This window comes from Streptomyces sp. NPDC018833 (assembly GCF_044390825.1).
Lineage (GTDB): Bacteria > Actinomycetota > Actinomycetes > Streptomycetales > Streptomycetaceae > Streptomyces.
On sequence record NZ_JBIRZM010000011.1, the window covers coordinates 81,134 to 101,455 of the forward strand.

The 20,322-nt window shown below is 71.1% G+C and carries 14 protein-coding genes and 1 pseudogene; 9 read left to right on the plus strand and 6 right to left on the minus strand.

Annotated features, from left to right (window positions below; all coding sequences use genetic code 11):
• Positions 1-79: 79 nt before the first annotated feature.
• Both ACH5AF_RS22090 and ACH5AF_RS22095 read left to right on the plus strand, forming a co-directional pair.
• A complete protein-coding gene (locus ACH5AF_RS22090) occupies positions 80-1,852 on the plus strand; it encodes an ABC transporter ATP-binding protein (protein ID WP_398903425.1) in 1,773 nt (590 codons plus the stop codon).
• A gap of 133 nt (positions 1,853-1,985) precedes the next feature.
• Positions 1,986-2,173, plus strand: a pseudogene (locus ACH5AF_RS22095) (DNA mismatch repair protein MutT); the annotation flags it as partial.
• A 208-nt stretch (positions 2,174-2,381) separates the two neighbouring features.
• Here the strand turns inward: ACH5AF_RS22095 and ACH5AF_RS22100 are convergent.
• Positions 2,382-3,470 carry a threonine synthase gene (locus tag ACH5AF_RS22100; RefSeq protein ID WP_398903426.1) on the minus strand — a complete coding sequence of 363 codons (1,089 nt, stop codon included), beginning with the start codon at positions 3,468-3,470 and terminating at the stop codon, positions 2,382-2,384.
• 223 nt (positions 3,471-3,693) lie between these two features.
• Here ACH5AF_RS22100 and ACH5AF_RS22105 point away from each other — a divergent pair, with 223 nt between their 5' ends.
• From ACH5AF_RS22105 to ACH5AF_RS22130, 6 genes are all read left to right on the plus strand, one after another.
• Entirely contained in the window at positions 3,694-5,268 is a 1,575-nt protein-coding gene (locus tag ACH5AF_RS22105) for a S8 family peptidase (protein ID WP_398903428.1), read from the plus strand.
• 369 nt (positions 5,269-5,637) lie between these two features.
• On the plus strand, positions 5,638-6,390 hold the full coding sequence (locus ACH5AF_RS22110; RefSeq protein WP_398903430.1) for a GntR family transcriptional regulator: 753 nt from the start codon (positions 5,638-5,640) through the stop codon (positions 6,388-6,390).
• A 480-nt stretch (positions 6,391-6,870) separates the two neighbouring features.
• A complete protein-coding gene (locus tag ACH5AF_RS22115; RefSeq protein ID WP_398903431.1) occupies positions 6,871-7,050 on the plus strand; it encodes an SPOR domain-containing protein in 180 nt (59 codons plus the stop codon).
• A 94-nt stretch (positions 7,051-7,144) separates the two neighbouring features.
• The gene (locus ACH5AF_RS22120; protein ID WP_398903433.1) at positions 7,145-7,564 is read left to right on the plus strand and encodes a (deoxy)nucleoside triphosphate pyrophosphohydrolase; all 420 of its coding nucleotides are present in this window, start codon (positions 7,145-7,147) and stop codon (positions 7,562-7,564) included.
• A 395-nt stretch (positions 7,565-7,959) separates the two neighbouring features.
• Entirely contained in the window at positions 7,960-8,376 is a 417-nt protein-coding gene (locus tag ACH5AF_RS22125) for an ATP-binding protein (protein WP_398903676.1), read from the plus strand.
• A gap of 180 nt (positions 8,377-8,556) precedes the next feature.
• A complete protein-coding gene (locus ACH5AF_RS22130; protein ID WP_398903678.1) occupies positions 8,557-11,112 on the plus strand; it encodes a SpoIIE family protein phosphatase in 2,556 nt (851 codons plus the stop codon).
• 404 nt (positions 11,113-11,516) lie between these two features.
• On the opposite strand, the gene ACH5AF_RS22135 is transcribed toward ACH5AF_RS22130, so the two are convergent.
• The 5 genes from ACH5AF_RS22135 to ACH5AF_RS22155 all read right to left on the minus strand — a co-directional run bounded on the left by ACH5AF_RS22135 (position 11,517) and on the right by ACH5AF_RS22155 (position 17,642).
• Positions 11,517-13,706: a TPM domain-containing protein gene (locus tag ACH5AF_RS22135; protein ID WP_398903435.1), complete on the minus strand. Its 2,190-nt coding sequence runs from the start codon at positions 13,704-13,706 to the stop codon at positions 11,517-11,519.
• Between the two features lie 91 nt (positions 13,707-13,797).
• Positions 13,798-14,568: a succinate dehydrogenase/fumarate reductase iron-sulfur subunit gene (locus ACH5AF_RS22140; RefSeq protein ID WP_398903436.1), complete on the minus strand. Its 771-nt coding sequence runs from the start codon at positions 14,566-14,568 to the stop codon at positions 13,798-13,800.
• On the minus strand, positions 14,565-16,508 hold the full coding sequence (locus ACH5AF_RS22145; protein WP_398903438.1) for a fumarate reductase/succinate dehydrogenase flavoprotein subunit: 1,944 nt from the start codon (positions 16,506-16,508) through the stop codon (positions 14,565-14,567). The genes ACH5AF_RS22140 and ACH5AF_RS22145 overlap by 4 nt, the downstream gene beginning before the upstream one ends.
• 18 nt (positions 16,509-16,526) lie before the next feature.
• Positions 16,527-17,348, minus strand: coding sequence for a hypothetical protein (locus tag ACH5AF_RS22150; protein ID WP_398903440.1), 822 nt, complete (start codon positions 17,346-17,348; stop codon positions 16,527-16,529).
• A gap of 51 nt (positions 17,349-17,399) precedes the next feature.
• Positions 17,400-17,642 carry a hypothetical protein gene (locus tag ACH5AF_RS22155; RefSeq protein ID WP_398903442.1) on the minus strand — a complete coding sequence of 81 codons (243 nt, stop codon included), beginning with the start codon at positions 17,640-17,642 and terminating at the stop codon, positions 17,400-17,402.
• Between the two features lie 318 nt (positions 17,643-17,960).
• Between ACH5AF_RS22155 and ACH5AF_RS22160 the strand changes: the two genes are divergently transcribed.
• On the plus strand, positions 17,961-20,294 hold the full coding sequence (locus ACH5AF_RS22160) for an ABC transporter family substrate-binding protein (RefSeq protein WP_398903444.1): 2,334 nt from the start codon (positions 17,961-17,963) through the stop codon (positions 20,292-20,294).
• Positions 20,295-20,322: the final 28 nt, after the last annotated feature.

A 20,322-nucleotide genomic window follows, 5' to 3' on the forward strand; every position in this document is an offset into this window, starting at 1 on the left:
GCCATCACCATCGCCGCCGCCATCGCGATACGGATGAACTCGTGAATCCCGGAAATTCTCACACGAGGTGGAACAGCGAATGCCAGTCGCCCGTAACAAATCTGCCCCGGGACTGCGGTTGGGCGCATATCTCGCCGGTGGAGACCGCCTGCAGCTGGGATTCGCGGCCCTGTTGGCACTGATATCGACGGCCGCGACATTGGCAGTACCACTGATGGTCAGAGACCTCGTGGAAGCACTTTCGGGAACCCGGGGACTGCTGGTGCCGGTCGCCTTGATGACCACAGTCGCCATCGCCGGAGCACTGTCGGCGACCACGTCCGGTTATCTGCTCTCCCGTATCGGCGAACAGATGATCCTGAGGCTGCGTTCGCGCGTCATGGACCACACCATGCGGCTTCCCTTGCGCGAGGTCCGAACCCAAGGTCCGGGCAACCTCGTCGCACGTGTCACCTCCGACGCGATGATGCTGCGCTCGGTGATCGATGTCGGGGCGATCCAGCTTCCGCTGTCGATCATTACCGTCCTGGCCACCCTGGTCGTCATGAGCGTGCTCGACTGGGTCCTCGTCCTGATCACCGTAGGGTCCTTCGCCCTGGCCGGTGCTGTCATCGGCCTGGTGATCGTCCGCGTACGACGCAGCATCGTCGCCCAGCAGACAGCCCTCGGCGAACTGGCTCAGCGCTTCACCGCCACACTCGCCGCGCTGCCTACCATCAAGGCGTACCGAGCCGAGGAACACGCGACCGCCTCCCTGGCCCAGGACGCCACCGGGCTGACGGAATCGACGCTCTTCAGCGCCCGGCTGCAATCACTCATCGGCCCCGTGATGGGCCTCGGACAGCAGATCGCCCTCGTCAGCATCATTCTCGGTGGCGGCGCCAGGATGGCCTCCGGCAATCTGTCCATGCCGGACTTCACGGCCTTCCTTCTCTACCTGCTCCAACTCGTCGCTCCAGTCGCGATCGTGGCCTCCAGCATCAGCCAATTGCAGGCGGGGCTCGCCGCCCGCACGCGCTTCGACGAGCTGCTGTCGCTTCCCCAGGAAGCCGGCGACACGGCCACCACCGCCCCCGTGCCGGCCGAGGGTGCACCCGCTGTCGAATTCAGCGACATCGCCTTCGGTTACGACGACGAGCCGGTCCTGGGGAACCTGACCCTCTCGGCCCCCCGCCGCGGGCTCACCGCGCTCGTCGGGCACTCGGGAGCGGGGAAGTCCACGGTGCTGACGCTCATCGAACGATTCGTGCATCCGGACAAGGGCACGATCCGCGTCCTGGGGCATGACGTGCAGGACTGGCCGCTGAACGACCTCCGTCGGCGTGTGGCCTACGTCGACCAGAGTTTCACCCTGCTCGAAGGGACGGTGCGCGACAACCTCCTGCTGGGTTGCGACGCAGCACCTGGCGACGACGTACTCCTCAACGCCCTCCACTCCGTGGCGCTGCGCGACGAGGTGCTGCGGCTCCCCGACGGGCTCGACACGCTCCTCGGACGTGCGACGGACCTCTCGGGCGGACAACGCCAGCGCCTCGCCCTGGCGCGCGTACTGCTCACCGACGCCGACGTGGTCCTGCTGGACGAACCCACCTCGCAACTGGACAGCATCAACGAACAGCGTCTGCGCGACCTGGTCACGCGGCTTGCGCAGGACCGCTCCGTGATCGTCGTGGCCCACCGTCTGTCCACCGTGCAGCATGCCGATCACGTGCTGATCATGGAGTCCGGTCACGCCCTGGATGCCGGAACGCACCAGGAACTGCTCGCCCGCTGCCCGCAGTACCAGGACCTCGTCCGCAATCAGCAGTGGTCGGCGGATGAAGCCGGCTCCCCGCAGGCCGTGCCTGCCTAGCTCTCATGGTGTTCGTCAATTCCGCGACCGGACCAACGTTGCGGTGCCTTGGTACGCCCAATGGAGAGGGCAGCACAATCCCGCACGAGGGTGAGGTGGCTTGGGTGAAGGCCGCCGGGGCCCTGGGCCCAACATGACCAACAACCCGCCCGGCGAGGGGAGTCCCTTGGCCCAGCAGACCGACGACAGCCCCCGAGCCTCAAGCCGGCGCTCGGCTCGACGCCCCTGGTGGTCGCAGCCGTCATCGTCCATGACAAGGCCACCAACCGCGTCATCCTCCAGCGCCGCGAGAACGCCAGGTTCGCCCAGGGGCTCCAGGACCAATGCCGGTGACTTGGACAGCTGTACCTCGTTGTCTTCGGTGTGGCGAGGGTGGGGCAGGCCAGGGTGCCCGCGGGTGAGCGGTTGTCGGACGGATCGCGATCGGTGACTGCTCCGCCCCACAGGACAGCCTCGCTCCCCGCACGCGCTGTGGCCCCTGACCCCAACCGGCGAATTCCAGGGGCAGGGGCCACAGACCGCTTCGCCCCTACCGCGCCATCCCTGTCTTCAGGCCCGCCCCGCACAGCGGGACCACCGCCGTGCGGTGGGTCCACGAACCGGTGGCCGCCCAGCACGCCACGCCCGTCGATTCGACGAACAGACCCTGTGCCGCCAGGTCCTGCTGGGCCGTGCGGATCTCGTCCTCCGTCACCGTCAGGAACTCGCCGCCCGACTCCCGGACCGCGCGCAGGATCTGCCGGGCGCGCGGCGGGTTGGGGATCGCGATGCCCTCGGCGAGGGTCGGTCCCGGGCCAGCGGGGGCCGCGAGGTCGTCCGCGCCCGCGCGGAAGGCCGCGGCCAGCGGGGAGACCGCCTCCGCCTGGACGGCGACCAGCGCGGGGCGGGCATCGATCAGGCCGTGCGCGAGCAGTTCGTCGAGCGCGAGTGCGGCGCCGAGCAGGAGGGTGCCGTTCCCGACCGGTACGACGATGGCCTCCGGGAGCCGACCGCCGAGGTCCTCCCAGAGCTCGTAGACGTAGGTCTTGGTGCCGTGCAGGAAGTAGGGGTTGTAGACGTGGCTCGCGTAGAAGACGCCGGGTTCGTCGGCCGCGGCCCGCGCGGCGGACGCCGTCGCCTCGCGGTCGCCGGGGACCACCTCCAGGCGGGCGCCGTGCGCCCGGATCTGCTCGGTCTTCTTCGCTGACGTGCCCTCGGGGACGTACACCGTGCACGCAAGGCCCGCCCGCGCGCAGTACGCGGCGACGGCCGTGCCCGCGTTCCCGCTGCTGTCCGCGATCACGCGGCGCGGTCCGAGCCGGCGGGCCAGCTCCGCCAGCATGACCGCGCCCCGGTCCTTGAACGACAGCGTCGGCATGACGAAGTCGAGCTTCGCCGACACGTTCGCCGTGAGGGGAACGAGCGGGGTGCGCCCCTCGCCGAGGGTGGTCGCCGGCCCGGACAGCGGCAGTGCCTCTTCGTAACGCCACAGTGAATTGGCGCGGCCCGCCGGCAGTACGCGGGGAACGGCCGAGCCGAGGAAGTCCAGGTCCAGAGGGCCGCGGCAGTCACGGCAGCACCAGGTGGCAGAATCGACCGGCCAGTAACTCGTGCAATCGGGGCAGCGATAGGACGTCATAGCCGCCAGCATGTCAGCCGCGTGGCAGCCGTGCGGCGCCCGTATGACGCCCACGTTTCGCCGCTGCCCGGCCTCTTGTGCGATTCCTATGGATCCGCCAATCTTTCGCTCGGCAGACGCGCAAGGGGGGCAGCCGCGTTGATATCGAATCGTTGGCATGCCCCTGCCGTTCGTCTGTCATGACCCCCACAGCAGCGCACCACCTATGAGGAGGACCCCTCACATGTCTGTGATGCGTGACTCGCGGCGAAGACTCGCCGCGGCCAGCGCCATAGCCGTCGCCGCACTCTCACTCGGCACGGTCTCCGCCCTTCCCGCCATCGCGGCCGAGCCGGCCCCGGAAGGCGTCATCGAGAACGCCGGTGCCCCCGGCGCCATCAAGGGCAGCTACATCGTCACACTCGACGAGTCCGAGGCAGACGCGGGCTCGAAGGCGGGCAAGGCTCTCGCGGCCGAATACGGCGCGAAGATCAAGCGGACGTACGACGCCGCGCTCAACGGCTACGCCGTGCAGCTCACCGAGGCGCAGGCCAAGAAGTTCGCGGCGGACCCGGCCGTGGACTCCGTCGTGCAGAACCGCGTTTTCAAGATCTCCGGTACGCAGCCGAGCCCGCCGTCCTGGGGCCTCGACCGGGTGGACCAGAGGGCGCTGCCGCTCAACCAGAGCTACACATACCCCGACACCGCCGGCCAGGGTGTGACGGCGTACGTCATCGACACCGGCGTACGCGTCTCCCACAGCGACTTCGGTGGCCGCGCCTCCTACGGCTACGACGCCATCGACAACGACAACACGGCGCAGGACGGCCACGGTCACGGCACGCACGTCGCCGGCACCGTCGCCGGGTCCGCCCACGGTGTCGCCAAGAAGGCCAAGATCGTCGGCGTCCGCGTGCTCGACAACTCCGGTTCGGGCACGACCGAGCAGGTCGTCGCCGGCATCGACTGGGTGACGCAGAACGCCGTCAAGCCGGCCGTCGCCAACATGAGCCTCGGCGGCGGCGTCGACACCGCCCTCGACACCGCCGTGCGCAACTCCATCGCCTCCGGCATCACCTATGCGGTCGCGGCGGGCAACGACGGATCCAACGCCTCCAACTACTCGCCCGCGCGCGTCTCCGAGGCCATCACCGTCGGTTCCACCACCAGCTCCGACGCCCGTTCCAGCTTCTCCAACTACGGCAGCGTGCTGGACGTCTTCGCCCCTGGCTCGTCGATCAAGTCGACGTGGAACACCAGTGACACGGCGACGAACACCATCTCCGGCACCTCGATGGCGACCCCGCACGTCGCGGGGGCGGCCGCGCTGTACCTGGCCGACAACAGGACCGCGACGCCGGCCCAGGTGTCCTCGGCCCTGACCGCCGCCGCCACCTCCGGCGTGGTGGGCAACCCGGGCACCGGCTCGCCCAACCGCCTGCTGTACGTGGGCGGCGGCAGCACCACCCCGCCCGGAGCGAAGTTCGAGAACACCGGCGACTACGCGATCAACGACTTCGCCACCACCGAGTCGCCGATCACCGTCAGCGGTGTCACGGGCAACGCGCCGTCCAACCTGGCTGTCTCGGTCGACATCAAGCACACCTACATCGGTGACCTGAAGGTCGACCTCGTCGCCCCCGACGGCTCGGTCTACAACCTGAAGGCCTACGGGTCCGGCGGCAGCGCGGACAACGTGATCACCACCTACACGGTGAACGCGTCGTCCGAGGTCGCGAACGGCACCTGGAAGCTACGGGTGAACGACAACGCCCGCTACGACACGGGCCGGATCGACGCCTGGTCGCTGCAGTTCTGAGTCGGCCCTGATCACCTGACCCTCGTCCGGAAACGGACGGACGGAAGGGGCGGCCGCTCGCGGCCGCCCCTTCTTCGCGTCCGTACGTCCCCGTTGTTCGCCGCTCGCCGTCCGGCGGGGGGTTCGGCGATCACACGGTGACCTGCGCCTACCCAGCGACCGAGGGGAAGCTCACCAGCACACTGCGAGGCCGCGGGTCCGCGGACGGCGCCGACGCCCAACGGGTCGGGGTCCGGGCCCTGACGTACCGGCAGTAAACCGCCCTCCACCGGCAAATCATCACTTCGGGTGAAACTTTGGCCCACACTTGCGGTCAACGACCCACGGTTGTCAGGCTGTTGCAGACTGTCAATCTGTTGGGAGTGGCCAGTGACATTCGGTGAGCAGCCCGCCTACTTGCGCGTTGCGAGCGATCTACGGGAAAAGATCGTGAACGGCTCGCTGCCGCCGCACACCCGACTGCCCTCGCAGGCACGCATCCGCGAGGAGTACGGCGTCTCGGACACCGTCGCTCTCGAAGCCCGCAAGGTGCTGATGGCTGAGGGGCTCGTCGAGGGCCGGTCCGGATCGGGGACGTATGTGCGCGAGAGGCCCGTTCCCCGGCGGGTGGCACGCTCCGGCTTCCGGCCGCCGTCCGGTGCGAGCCCGTTCCGCCAGGAGCAGGCGGAGGACGGGGCCCGGGGCACCTGGGAGTCCAGCAGTGAGCAGGAGGGCGCGAGCCCGGAGATCGCCGCCCGCCTCGGTATCCAGCTCGGCGACCGCGTGATGCGCACCCGCTATCTCTACCGGGACGCGGGCGAGGCCATGATGCTCTCCACCTCCTGGGAGCCCCTGGAGGTCACGGGCCGTACCCCGGTGATGCTCCCCGAGGAAGGCCCGCTCGGCGGTTGCGGGGTCGTCGAGCGCATGGCCGCCATCGACGTCGTCGTGGACAACGTGGTGGAGGAGGTCGGCGCGCGGCCCGGCCTCGCGGAGGAGCTGCTGGCGCTCGGCGGCGTGCCCGGCCATGTGGTGATGGTGATCGAGCGGACGTACTACGCGTCGGGGCGCGCGGTCGAGACGGCGGACGTGGTCGTCCCGGCGGACCGCTACCGCGTCGCGTACCACCTCCCCGTGAAGTGAGGGTGTAGGCCCCGGTGCGGTGACGGCGTGTCAACCGCGGCCGTGGGCCCGTAACGCCCGCCGCACACGACCGCACGGTCTGCGAGGCGGCCTACGAGCTCCCCGACATCGCCGACCGCCCCGTCCGCGCCGGACCCATCTGCTCGCCGTGCTGCTTCCTCGACGCCGGATGCGGCGACGCACCTGCCGCAAGGAACCGGCGCGGGGTCGGTGCTTATTCCGGTGCCAACGCTGCGGGCCGACTGAGGGCGCCCCGGCTCCGCTCGGCTGCTGTTCGGTACGGCAGGGATGGGGGCGCGGGGGCACCCGCACATTTCAGGCGACATGGGGGGCGTATCCAGCCGGATACGCCCCCATCCGGTTCCTCTTCGTGAAAACCCATATCCGCTCAGTGAAGGTCAGGCGTACGCTCAGGCATATGCTGAGTGGGGTTTCAGGTACCAACTTACGAGTGTGCGGGGCGAGTCGGGGAGGTTCGCGATGAATGACGTCGGCGCCGCGCTCCCCTGGCAGGTCATCCGGCAGGACGACAACGGCAACCGCTATCGCGTCGGCCGCTATGCCACCCGTGACGAGGCCCAGCAGATCGCAGACAGTCTCGACGGCCGAGGTCACAAGCAGCTCTACTGGGTGGAGCGCATCGGGCAGACGGGCCCCTGACGTCACGCTCGGCGGCAAGCGTCACGGCGCCGCCCGGGCGCGCGGGGCGATCGCCCGGATCGGGCGGACCGGCGGGCGCAGTACGCTCCGGCGCATGAAGGATCGCGTGGTGGTGGCCGGGGCCGTGTACGACCAGGGGCGGCTGCTCGCCGCCCGCCGCAGCGCCCCCGAGGAGCTGGCCGGCCGCTGGGAGCTGCCCGGCGGCAAGCTGGAGCCGGGGGAGAGTCCCGAGCAGGCGCTGGTGCGCGAGCTCCGTGAGGAGCTGGGCGTGGAGACCGAGCCGATGGAGCGCATCCCGGGCGAGTGGCCGCTGAAGCCCGGCTATGTGCTCCAGGTGTGGACGGTACGGCTGGTCTCGGGCCGCCCGCGGGCCCTGCAGGATCATGACGAGCTGCGCTGGCTGGCACCCCACGAGAGCGGCGACGTCGATTGGCTCGACGAGGACCGGCCCGCGGTGGCGGAGGCCGCCCGCCTGCTGTCGGCGCGGTCGGGTGGTGGTGTGGTGCGGGGCTGAGGTGTCGGCCCGGCCCCCTGGTGTCCGGCCGCCGGGTCGGGGCGCGTGCTGTCGGCGCGGTCGGGTGGTGGTGTGGTGCGGGGCTGAGGTGTCGGCCCGGCACCCGATGTTCGGCGGCCGGTTCCGGGGCGGGGGCTGCACGCCACCGCCGGAGTGGCGACAGGCGTGCGGCTCGACCGGGCCCGTACGCGGGAGTTGAGCGACGCGCCCTCGCGCCGACGCCCTTCCGCAGGCCGGGCGCCGCGCGGCTCGGGGCCGCGCGGCGCGGGTCGCGCCACATGCGCCCGGACCGCCGTGCCCTCGTCCCGCTCGTGCCGTGGTACTCGGCCCTCAATATCGGGTATGTGCTGATTAAACCCATCAAAAGGGTTATTTCTCCCGTGCTTGTATGGGGTGTGATCGGCGTGACCGGCAGCGAAGGCGAATGCGCCGAGTGGACCTTCCCGGCGCAGCCGAACGCCGTGCGTGCCGCACGCCACGCCGTCCGCGAAACCCTCAGGTCATGGGGCCTGGACGCCGCCGTCGGCGATGTGACCGTGCTGCTGGTCAGCGAGCTGGTGACCAATTCCCAGCGGTACACCTCCGGCCCGATCGGTCTGCGGATGTTCCGGCCGAGTGAGAACGGCGCAGCGCCGACGCTGTTGGTGGAGGTGTCCGATCCGCTGCCGGATCCCCCCACCGAGCGGTCCGCGCACCCCGACGACGAGGGTGGCCGAGGACTGCAACTGGTGGCCTGCACGGCCCGTCGCTGGGGTACCCGGCGCGGCAGGACCGGCAAGACCGTGTGGTTCGAGCTGGCCCTTACTGGTTAGGTGTCTGGAGGGACGACGATCACGGGGGACTCGGCCGAAAACGAACGAGACCTCTCTGTGATCGTGAACGCCGTGCCGGTCGGAGCCGTAGTGCTGAATACTGCGGTCATGGCCGGTCCGGTGCGGTGAGCTGGAGGGGACGGTCGCGTGAGCGAGATACCTGAGACGGCGAGCGGTGCCATGTGGCAGAGCAGCGCGCCTGGCTCGATCTATGACTACATCAAGGTCGCGTCTTTCTCGATCGGCCCGGACGGGCTCGTCGATCAGTGGAGCCGGCGGGCCGTGGAGCTCTTCGGCATCACCGCCGAGGAGGTCAGGGGCAAGGACCCGGTCGAGGTCTTCATGCCGGCCGACCTGAGACCGCGAGGTCACCGCACGGTCGCCGAGATCCTGGACGGCAAGGAGTGGACCGGTCTCGTCCCCTTCCGTGTGCCGGGGCGCGACCGCGCCCACGGACTCGCCGAGATCTATGTGATGCCGAGCGAGACCGACCGCGGCGAACAGGCGGCGCTGTGCATCGTGGTCGATGTGCGCGCACTGCGCCGGATCGAGAGCGATCTCGCCGCATCGCAGGCCATTTTCGGTCAATCTCCTTTTGGTTTCCTGCTCTTCGGCACGGACCTCACGGTGCAGCGTGCCAACGAGCGCTTCGCCACCGTCTTCGGCGGCGCCGCCGAGGAGCACCGCGGACGCACCGTCGACGACTACCTCTCCCGCCCTGAGGCGGAGCGGATGAATGCCGCCCTGCGCCGCGTCCTGGAGACCGGAGAGGCCGTCACCGACCTCCAGATCGTCGGCACTGCACCCGGCAGCACCGAACGCAGGCACTGGTCGATCAACCTCTACCGGGTGCACGGCGGATCGGGCAGGCCCGTCGGTGTCGCGGGACTGGGCATCGATGTCACACACCGTCACATCGCGGCCCGTGAGGCGGCCAACGCCCGGCGCAATCTCGCCCTTCTCAACGAGGCGAGCTCCCGCATCGGCAACTCCCTCGATCTGGAGACCACCGCCCGCGAACTGCTCGACGTCGCAGTCCCCGGCTTCTGCGACCTCGCCTCCGTCGACCTCTACCAGGGCCTGCTCACCGGCGACGAGGCACCGCCCGGGCAGTTCGCCTCCCCGCACGCCGAGAGCTACGGCGGCGGCAGCGCCGAACTGCGCCGGGTCGCCTTCGCCAGTGCCGTGTCGGACGCGCCCCTGATGACCACCCCCGACTGCGTGCCCGAGGGCGGTGGGCCCACCCAGGTCGGCGAGGTCCATCGCTACCCGTTCAACTCGCCCTGCGCCGACGCCCTTCGGACCGCGAGCCTGCGGACGATCCCCGGCCGCGACGGCAGCCTCGTCCAGTCCACGCTCGCCGTTCCGATGGTGGCGCACGACACCGTCGTCGGGCTGGTGCAGTTCGCCCGTACCAAGGGCAGTGAACCCTTCGGGGACCGGGACCGGGCCCTCGCCGTCGAGCTCGCGGCCCGCGCGGCCGTCTGCATCGACAACGCCCGCCTCTACCGCAGGGAGCACGAGCGCGCGCTGATCCTCCAGCGCAGCCTGCTCCCGCCCGGCGACCCCGAGGCCGCCGGACTGGACATCGCCTGCCGCTATCTGCCGGGCACCACCGCCACTGAGGTGGGCGGCGACTGGTTCGACGTCATCGAACTCCCCGGCCACCGCACCGCCCTCGTCGTCGGCGATGTGATGGGCCGCGGGCTGCGGGCCGCGGTCGCCATGGGAGAACTGCGCACCGCCGTACGGACCCTGGCGCTGCTGGACCTGGAACCGGCCGAGGTGCTCTCCGCGCTCGACGAGATCGCCCGCGGCCTCGGCAGCCCCGGCAACCCCTCACAGCTCCGTCGCTCCACGGGAGGCGCCCAGGTCCCGCACCAGATTCCCAGGTCGCGGGAGGCCGACCTCTCCGAGGTCTATCTCGCCACCTGTGTGTACGCCGTCTACGACCCGGTCACCCGGCGCTGCACCTTCGCCAACGCCGGCCATCTGCCCCCCGTCCTCGTCGAGCCGGGCGAGAAAGCGCTCCTGCTGGACGTACCGCCTGGGATGCCGCTCGGGGTGGGCGGCGAGCCCTTCGAGGAGGTGGAGGTCGATCTCCCCGAAGGGGCGCTCCTCGCGCTGTACACCGACGGCCTCGTCGAGTCCCGCGACCATCCGCTCGACGAGGGCCTGCACGCCTTCCGCGCCGCGCTCACCGAGCCCGGGCGGCCGCTGGAGGACGTCTGCGACCACGTGCTGAACACGCTGGACACCCGGCACGGCGAGGACGACATCGCCCTGCTCATGGCACGCATCCAGGGCCTGCCGGCCGAGTCCGTGGGCGACTGGCGTCTGCCGCGCGAACCGCGCTCCGTGGGCCGGGCCCGCGAACTCGCCCGCGCGCAGCTCGTCGCCTGGGACCTCGAGGCGCTCGTCGACACCGTCGAACTGCTCGTCAGCGAGCTGGTCACCAACGCACTGCGGTACGGAGAGGGGGAGATCCGGCTGCGTCTGCTGCGGGACCGGACGCTGGTCTGCGAGGTCTGGGACGCGGGCCTGGTCCAGCCCCGCCGCCGCCGCGCCCGCGACACGGACGAGGGCGGCCGCGGCCTCCAGCTGGTCGGCCTGCTGAGCACGTCATGGGGCTCACGGCGTACACCACGGGGCAAGACGGTCTGGTTCGAACTCCCGCTCCCGGACGGCAAGGGGACCGCGGAACCGACGGTGGAGCAGCTGCTGAGCATGTTCTGACGGGGGCGGGGCCGCTGCGCGGCGCTGTTCCCCTACCCCTCCTCCCGAACCGGGCGCCGCCCCGGGACCCCGCGCCTCAAACTCCCGGACATCACCTGGCTTTGCCGGGGCCCACCCATGGCCGCCAGGCCGTAGGCAGGGGGCTGGATTCGCTGTGCGACACCAGCCCCCTGCGGCCCGGGGGCGAAGCCCGGAGTGAGTTTGAGGACACCGTGCGAAGCCCGTAACGCGGTCCGGGGCTTGCCCCGGTTGCGGGGGCTACTTCCCACGGCCGCCAGGCCGTAGGGGGGAGCGCGGGTAGGGGAACGGCCCACTCACGGCCGCCGCCCCCTACCGCGACTTCAGCATGCCTGCTCGGTCATCGCACCTCTCCTTGGACGCCATACGGTCGGGATCGAGCAGGGTCAGAACCGGCCGGCGCCCAACCGGCCCCGAGTGCCCCCGCCGCCGAAGCTCCCGGGCCTGCCGCCGAAGCCGGCCCCGAGACCGCCGCCCTCGAACCCGTCACGGACCCCGCCCCCGAACCCGCCGTCCGGGAACCCGCCACGACCCCCGCCCCCGAACCCGCCGTCCGGGAACCCGCCACGACCCCCGCCCCCGCCGCCGAACACTCCGCCGAGGATGATCCCGCCCAGCACCGCACCGCCCAGCCCGCTGCCGCCGCCCAGGCCGTTCCCGCCGCCGGGCCCGACCGGACCGCCCAGCCCACCGGGACCCACGAGACCGCGTACGTCGTCCTCCGCCAGCGAGTGCGCCTGCCGCGCCAGCGCATCCGAGTGCTGCGCCTCCGTCAGCGCTGCCTGCGCGTCGCCCTCGCCCAGCGCCTCGGCCCGATCGAGCCGCCGCTGCGCCTCCGCCAGCCGGGTACGGGCCTCGCTGCCGACCGCGCCGCGGTGGGTGGTGATGTAGTCGGCGGCCGCGCCGGTGGCCGCACGGGTGCCGAGCAGCGCCCGGTCCAGCAGCGTCCGGGCGCGCAGCGTTCCCTGCGCGGGCTCGCGGACCCCGGCCAGCGCCTCGTCGAGCGCGGTGTCGGCCTCGGCGACCCGGCGCAGTGCGTCGATGGGGTCGTACGGCCCCGTCTCGATCTCGCGCCGTACCTCGGCGGCCACCATTTCCGCGCGGGCCACCCGTCCCCGCAGGGCGGCGGTGGACACCCCATCCGGCGTTCCTTCCAACAGTCCCCGCGCCTCGGCCAGGTCAGTTTCGGTATCGGTGACGGCGCCCGGGAGCTTCCCGGCCGCTTCCGCCAGCTCCCGCGCCCGCCGGTCGACCGCGTCGACGAGCCGGACGGCCTGGGAGACGGCTCCTTCGGCAGCGCGTACGTGCACGGCGGCCGTCGCGTTGTCCTCGCCCTCGACCGCCTCGCGCGCCTGGCCGAGGCTGTACGTCGCGAACCGCAGCCGGACCTCCGCCTCCTCCACGGCGTCCGCGACCGGCGCGGACGCCGTCGCCGCGTACCGCCGGCGCATCACGCCCAGCGCGGCCTCGACGCTGACCATCCGCCCCCTGACGTCGTCGCGGGCGGCCTCGGCCGCGGCGAGCGCCTGGGGCGCGTTCTGTTCGAGGGCGCGCAGCCGGTCGAAGTCCGCGGACTCCGCGTCCAGCCGGCGGTCGGCCTCGGCGCACCTGGCGACGATCTCGTCCAGCATCCTGCGCCGGGCGGCGTCGTCCTCGAGGTAGGCGGCGTCGAGCTGCTGCCTCAACCGGAACGCCGCGGTGAGTTCGGCCGTCGCGTGCTCGACGGCCGCGGTGAAGGGCTCGGTCGCCTCCTCGCCGAACTGCGCGACGGCGAGACCGAGTTCCTCCTGGCTGGTGCGCAGTGCGTCGTCGGTCTCCACCAGGGCCCGCTCGGCCTTTGCGTCGAGCTCCGGCAGGGGTGTCTGCCGCGGCTCTCCCCAGCCCTCCTGGCCGCCCCGCGGCGTCGTCCGGGTCGCGGTGCGCCGCCGGCGCTTGGCGTAGGTGTAAGCGGCCAGCGCACCGGCCCCTCCGAGCACGGCGATGGGCAGCACCAGATCGCCGGCGCCGGTCCCAGCGCCCTGGTCGGAGCCGGGGTCCGTCTCGCCCGGAGTGACGGCGACCTCGGGGGCTGGGCGGCCGGCCAGAACGGCGCCGTAGCCGTCGGCGGCGCCGATCGCCGCGCCCGCCCAGTCGTGCTGCCGCAGTGCGGGCTCGATGCCGGTGGCGGCGACCTCGGCGAGCTGGGGGCCAGTCAGGCGCGAGGCGTCGTCGACCCAGTACGCGTACTGCCGGTCGTGGGTGGCGACGGCGAGCAGGACGTCGCTTTCGCCGAGGCCGTTCTTCTCGGCCGTCTCAGCGGCCCACCGGGGTGCATCGGGGCCCGAGAAGTCGCGGACGTACACGACGAACATCTGGAGCCGCGAGCCGTCGTAGAGCCGGTCCAGCGCCCGTTCGACCTGCGGCTCGCGGTCGTCCAGCGCACCCACACGGTCGGTGATCCGGCCCTGCCGGGACAGTTCGACCGGGTCGTCGGCGCGGACGCCGGTGGCGGCGCCGGCGACCGGGGCGGCGGGCACGACCAGCCACCACGCCGCCACCAGCACGGCGAGGACCGCCCGGGTGGCTCTTCGGGTCACATGGGGGAGGCTATGCCGGGTGCGGGAGGGCCGCGACCGCACGACCGCGGCCGCGCGCCCCTGCCTCGGGAAGCCGTTGCCCCGGGGACAGTCACCCCTCCCGGCGCCGGATCCTGTTCCCCAGCCACACCAGCGGGTCGTACTTGCGGTCCGCCGCGCGCTCCTTCAGCGGGATCAGCGCGTTGTCCGTGATCTTGATGCCTTCCGGGCACACCTCCGTACAGCATTTGGTGATGTTGCAGTAGCCGAGGCCGTGTTCGTCCTGGGCGGCCGTCTTGCGGTCGATGCCCTGCCCGGCGGCCGCGTCCAGCGGGTGCATGTCCAGTTCGGCGACGCGCATCAGGAAGCGGGGACCGGCGAACGCCGCCTTGTTCTCCTCGTGGTCGCGCACCACATGGCAGGTGTCCTGGCACAGGAAGCACTCGATGCACTTGCGGAACTCCTGCGAGCGCTCCACGTCGATCTGCTGCATCCGGTACTCGCCCGGCGCCACACCGGGCGGCGGCACGAAGGAGGGGACCTCACGCGCCTTGTCGTAGTTGAAGGACACATCGGTCACCAGGTCCCGCACCACGGGGAACGCCCGCAGCGGGGTGACGGTGATCGTCTCCTCGCGCGAGAACACCGACATCCGGGTCATGCACATCAGCCGCGGCCGTCCGTTGATCTCCGCGCTGCACGATCCGCACTTGCCGGCCTTGCAGTTCCAGCGGACCGCCAGATCGGGGGCCTGGGTGGCCTGGAGGCGGTGGATGATGTCGAGGACGACCTCGCCGTCGTTGACCTCGACGGTGAAATCCGTGAGCCCCCCGCCGTCCTGGTCGCCCCGCCACACCCGGAAGCGGGCGTCGTACGTGCTCATTCGGTCAGCTCCTCTTCGGTGAGGTACTTGACCAGCTCCTCCTTCTCGAAGAGGCCGAGCAGGTCGGGTCGGATGGGCTCGGTCGTGGTGCGTTCGAGCACGATCTGGCCACGCTCGGGGTCGGTGGCCGCGCTCTCGCCGCTCGGATCGGCGAGGCGGCACAGCAGATTCGTCCGACGCCAGGAGCGCTCCATCGCGGGGCAGTCCTCCCGGGTGTGGCCGCCCCGGCTCTCCGTGCGCTCCAACGCGGCCCGCGCGACGCATTCGCTGACCAGCAGCATGTTCCGCAGGTCCAGGGACAGGTGCCAGCCGGGATTGAACTGCCGGTGCCCCTCGACCCCGGCCCGGCGCGCCCGCACCCGCAGCTCGGCGAGCTTGTCGAGGGCCTGCTCCATCTCGCCCTCGCGCCGGATGATGCCGACCAGGTCGTTCATCGTCTGCTGGAGCTCCTGATGGAGCGTGTACGGGTTCTCCGGGGCCGCCCCCGGCTCGACCCCCTCCGCGCTGAACGGGCGCAGCGCCTCGGCCGCCGCCGCGTCGATCTGGTCCTCGTCCACCACGGGGCGTACGGCCCGGCCCTCGGCGTACTCGGCCGCGTAGAGCCCCGCGCGCCTGCCGAAGACCAGCAGGTCGGAGAGTGAGTTGCCGCCGAGCCGGTTGGAGCCGTGCATGCCGCCGGCCACCTCACCGGCGGCGAACAGGCCCGGGACGCCCACCGCGGCGGCGGAATCGGACTCGACGGCGATCCCGCCCATCACGTAGTGGCAGGTGGGCCCGACCTCCATCGCCTCGGCGGTGATGTCGACGTCCGCGAGTTCCTTGAACTGGTGGTACATCGACGGCAGCCGGCGCCGGATGACGTCGGCCGGCATCCGTGTCGACACATCGAGGAAGACTCCGCCGTGCGGGGAGCCGCGCCCCGCCTTCACCTCGGCGTTGATCGCGCGCGCCACCTCGTCGCGGGGCAGCAGCTCGGGCGGGCGCCGGTTGTTGTCCGGGTCGTCGTACCAGCGGTCGCCCTCGTCCTCGGACTCGGCGTACTTGTCCTTGAACACATCGGGGATGTAGTCGAACATGAACCGCTTGCCCTCGGAGTTGCGCAGGACCCCGCCGTCGCCGCGCACCGACTCGGTGACGAGGATGCCCTTCACCGACGGCGGCCAGACCATGCCGGTCGGGTGGAACTGCACGAACTCCATGTTGAGCAGCGGCGCGCCCGCGAGCAGGGCCAGCGCGTGGCCGTCCCCGGTGTACTCCCAGGAGTTCGACGTCACCTTGAAGGACTTGCCGATCCCGCCGGTGGCCAGCACCACGGAGGGCGCTTCGAGGACGAAGAAGCGACCGGACTCGCGCTCGTAGCAGAAGGCCCCCGAGACGCTGCCGCCGTCCCCCAGGCTGTGGTCCTTCAGGATCCGGGTGACCGTGCACTCCTGGAAGACCTTGAGCCGGGCCTCGTAGTCCCCGAACTCCTCCTTGTCCTCCTGCTGCAACGAGACGATCTTCTGCTGGAGCGTGCGGATCAGCTCCAGACCGGTCCGGTCGCCGACGTGCGCGAGGCGCGGATACTCGTGGCCGCCGAAGTTCCGCTGGGAGATCCGGCCGTCCTTCGTCCGGTCGAAGAGCGCGCCCCAGGTCTCCAGCTCCCACACCCGCGCGGGCGCCTCCTGGGCGTGCAGCTCGGCCATCCGCCACTGGTTGAGGAACTTCCCGCCCCGCATCGTGTCGCGGAAGTGGACCTGCCAGTTGTCGTGCTCGTTGACGTTGGCCATGGACGCGGCGATGCCGCCCTCGGCCATCACGGTGTGCGCCTTGCCGAACAGGGACTTGCAGATCACTGCCGTACGCGCGCCGCGCTCGCGCGCCTCGATGGCGGCGCGCAGACCCGCGCCGCCCGCGCCCACGACGACGACGTCCCACTGCTGCCGTTCGAGCTGTGTCATGTCGGTTGGCACCTTCCCCTAGAAGAAGCGCGGATCGTCGAAGGCGCCGGACGCGACGAGATACACATAGAGGTCGGCGAACGCGACGCTGAACAGCGAGGTCCAGGCGAGCTGCATGTGCCGGGCGTTCAGCTTGCCGACCCAGCCCCACAGCCGGTAGCGCACCGGGTGCTTGGAGAAGTGCCGCAGCCGGCCGCCGACGATGTGCCGGCAGGAGTGGCAGGAGAGGGTGTACGCCCAGATCAGCACGATGTTCACCAGGAACACGAGCGTGCCGAGGCCCATGTGGCCCCAGTCGTAGTTCTCGTCGCGGAAGGCGAGGACGGTGTCGTAGGTGAGGATCCCGGCGACGGGCAGGGCGGCGTAGAAGAAGTACCGGTGGATGTTCTGCAGGATCAGCGGGAAACGCGTCTCACCGGTGTACTTCGTGTGCGGCTCGGCGACCGCGCAGGCCGGGGGCGAGGCCCAGAAGCCCCGGTAGTAGGCCTTGCGGTAGTAGTAGCAGGTCAGCCGGAAGCCGAGCGGGAAGATCAGGATCAGCAGGGCGGGGGACAGGCCCCACCAGGTACCGAAGATCTCCCAGTTGGGTCCCGCCCGCATCGGCACGCAGTTCTCGGCCAGGCAGGGCGAGTAGAACGGTGAGACGTACGGCGCCGCGTAGTAGTCGGCGTTCGCGAACGCGCGCCAGGTCGAGTAGACGACGAAGGCGAGCAGCCCGGCGGCGGTCAGGGCCGGGGCGAGCCACCAGCGGTCCGTCCGCAGATGGCGGGGGCCGATGGCGGCGCGCGCCGTCCCCTGCACGCCCGTATGGATTTGTGGTGGTTCGGTACCTGTGGCCAACGAAGACTCCGGGTGGAGTGGGATGGGGTGAGGTCCGGGCGCGGGGGCCGGTCAGGGCGCGTGCCGGTCGCGAGCGCCCAGGCCCTCGTCGTCCGAGTCCGTCCACAGGGCGTTGTCGTACGGGGTGTCCGGGATGGTGACCAGCTCGGGACGGCTCGGCTCCTTCGGCCGGCTGCCGGGCCGGGTCCGGCCCGACCCCCACAGTTGATCGACGGCCTGCTCCAGGTGCCCGACGCGCTGGGCCAGCTCGTCGATGCGCTGCTGCATCGCCGTCATCTCTTCCTGCTGGGACATGACGTGTCCTCACTTCCGCAGGGTGCGGTGGCATCGTTCATGCGCCTGAGAGTGTCGCGCGTCACATCCCCGCTTGTGAAGGGACGTGCAGGGATTCCCGGCGCACGCGCTGTCGGCGCGCCCCTTGTGGTTGATGTCTCGTTTCCCCATTTTCTCCCTTTGTGCTCGCTTGTGGGTCCTTTCCTGGTTGACCCGCACGAGTGAGCTTCGGCGGGCTTCCGCCGTGTCGGCTCCGCCTCGTCACCTTCGTCCACTTCAGTGGGGGAATCGGTGTGATCATCTCCAAATTCGACAAAACAGGACTAAGAGGTATAAGCCATGTCCCAGGTCGAGGCCCTCCGCGGGCGGACATGCTCCCGAAGGCTCCGCTCCGTCGCTCTGCTCACCAGCGGTGTGCTCGCCCTGCCCGTCCTCGCGGGTTGCGGCTCGGGCGACGACGAGAGCACGGCCGGGCTCGTTGCCCAGGACATCGCCCCCGCCGAGCGGGACCGGACGAAGGACGGCGGCACCGTGCGCTGGGCCGTCGACTCCGTCCCCGCCACACTGAACGCCTTCCAGGCCGACGCCGACGCCACCACCAGCCGGATCGCCGGTGCCGTGCTGCCCGCGCTGTTCGTCCTGGACGAACGCGGGCGTCCGGAGCGCAACCCCGACTATCTGGAATCGGCCGAGATCATCGAGCGCGAACCCAAGCAGGTCGTGCTCTACAAGCTCAACCAGCAGGCCGTGTGGAGCGACGGCCGCGAGATCGGCGCGGCCGACTTCCTCGCCCAGTGGCGCGCGCTGAGCGGCAAGGACTCCGCATTCTGGACGGCACGGAACGCGGGCTACGAGCGGATCGAGCGGATCGAGCGCGGCAAGAGCGACCTGGAGGTCAAGGTCACCTTCGGCAGGCCCTACGCCGACTGGAAGGGGCTGTTCACACCGCTGTACCCGAAGGAGGTGACCGCGACGCCGGCCACCTTCAACGACGGGGCCCGGGCCCGGCTCGTGGCCACGGCAGGGCCCTTCACGATCAAGAAGATCGACCGCAAGGCCGCCACCACGACTCTCGTCCGCAATCCGCGCTGGTGGGGGCAGCGGGCCAAGCTGGACACCCTGGTCTTCGCGGCCGTGCCCCGCGCGGAGCGCGTCACCGCACTCACCTCCGGCACCCTCGACGTGGCAGACATCGACCGGTCAGCGGCGGAACGTATCTCCTATGCCGCGAAGGACGCCGGCCGGGGCGGGCGGCCGCTCGCGCACGGCCCCGGCTCCGAGATCACGCCCTCCGCCGCGCTCGCATCCTGGGCACAGGCACACGGCTCCGACGAGAGCCTCGCCGAGTCGGCCCGGAAGACCCGGGAGCGGACCGCGAAGGCGCAGGCCGAATACGCCGCGGAGCAGTCGGTGCTGCGGGGCTTTCAGGTCCGCAGGTCACTGGAGCCCGCCTACACCCAGCTCGCGATGAACGGCGAGTCCGGGCCGCTGGCCGACGACCGTGTGCGGCGGGCCGTCGCCCGGGCCATCGACCGCAAGGAACTGGCCGAAACGGTGCTGACACCGCTCGGCCTGCCGGCCGAGCCCCCCGGCAGCCACGTCGCGCTGGCCGGCCAACGCGCGTACAGCGACAACAGCGGTGCGCTCGGCGACCAGAACACACAGGAGGCGCAGGCCCTGCTCGCCGACGCGGGCTGGACGCCCCAGGGTGCGCTGAAGAGGTCCGGCCCGGCCAAGGCGGGCGGCGAGGCCACCACGAAGGAGAACGAGAACAAGGGCACGGAGAAAAAGGAGGGAACGGCGAAGAAGGGCGAGGACGCGAAGTCCGCGGGCGCGGGCGACACCGCCTCCGACGAGGGCCTCTACATCGTCGGCGACGACAAGCCCGCCGGCCGGGTCCCGCTGCGCGACCACACCCCCTCCGGGACGCACGTCCTCGCCCCGGCCCCGGCCGCCGCGGTCCAGAGCCTCGCCCTCCAGCGCCAGGCGCACGCGCAATCCGACGGCGCCGGGTCGGCGGACCGCTCGGACACCGCGGCGGGCCGGAAGGGCGACGGCGTGGCCGGGGCCTACGCCCCGCGCGGCACGGCCGCCCCCCAGCCGGCGGGCGGGGCTGTGGGAAAGGACGGCAAGCCGCTCACCCTGCGCTTCGTGCTCCCGTCGGGCCCGGGCTCGGAGGTGCTGCGCACCGTGGGGGAGAAGATCTCCCAGATGCTGCAGCGCATCGGCATCCGTACCGAGATCAGCAAGGTCGCTGACGACAGCTACTTCAAGGACCACATCGCGTCCGGCGACTTCGACCTCGCCTTGTACTCCTGGCCCGCCAGTGCCTACCCGGCGACCGACGCCCGACCCATCTACGCCAAGCCCAGGCCCGCCTCGGACGGCTCGCTCCTGGTCGAGCAGAACTACACCCGCGTCGGCACCGACCACATCGACCAGCTCTTCGACCAGGCGGCCGCCGAGCTGGACGAGGACACCGCACGTGATCTGATGCGCCGGGCGGACGCCCGCATCTGGGCCGAGGCCGGGTCCATCCCCCTCTACCAGCGGCCCGAGCTGGTCGCCGTGCGTTCCACGCTGGCGAACGTCGGCGCCTTCGGCTTCGCGACCCCCGTCTACCAGGACATCGGGTACAAGAAGCCCAAGGCCGTGGCCCCCCGGCGGCAGTAGCCCCCGGGCCCGGTCGCACCAACCTCAG

Excerpts from the sequence above, each read along its gene's own strand:
- ACH5AF_RS22145 (WP_398903438.1), bottom strand. The coding sequence starts at position 16,508 with ATGACACAGCTCGAACGGCAGCAGTGGGACGTCGTCGTCGTGGGCGCG.
- ACH5AF_RS22105 (WP_398903428.1), top strand. The coding sequence starts at position 3,694 with ATGTCTGTGATGCGTGACTCGCGGCGAAGACTCGCCGCGGCCAGCGCC.
- ACH5AF_RS22140 (WP_398903436.1), bottom strand. The coding sequence starts at position 14,568 with ATGAGCACGTACGACGCCCGCTTCCGGGTGTGGCGGGGCGACCAGGAC.
- ACH5AF_RS22115 (WP_398903431.1), top strand. The coding sequence starts at position 6,871 with ATGAATGACGTCGGCGCCGCGCTCCCCTGGCAGGTCATCCGGCAGGAC.
- ACH5AF_RS22160 (WP_398903444.1), top strand. The coding sequence starts at position 17,961 with ATGTCCCAGGTCGAGGCCCTCCGCGGGCGGACATGCTCCCGAAGGCTC.
- ACH5AF_RS22130 (WP_398903678.1), top strand. The coding sequence starts at position 8,557 with ATGTGGCAGAGCAGCGCGCCTGGCTCGATCTATGACTACATCAAGGTC.
- ACH5AF_RS22120 (WP_398903433.1), top strand. The coding sequence starts at position 7,145 with ATGAAGGATCGCGTGGTGGTGGCCGGGGCCGTGTACGACCAGGGGCGG.
- ACH5AF_RS22155 (WP_398903442.1), bottom strand. The coding sequence starts at position 17,642 with ATGTCCCAGCAGGAAGAGATGACGGCGATGCAGCAGCGCATCGACGAG.
- ACH5AF_RS22090 (WP_398903425.1), top strand. The coding sequence starts at position 80 with ATGCCAGTCGCCCGTAACAAATCTGCCCCGGGACTGCGGTTGGGCGCA.
- ACH5AF_RS22100 (WP_398903426.1), bottom strand. The coding sequence starts at position 3,470 with ATGACGTCCTATCGCTGCCCCGATTGCACGAGTTACTGGCCGGTCGAT.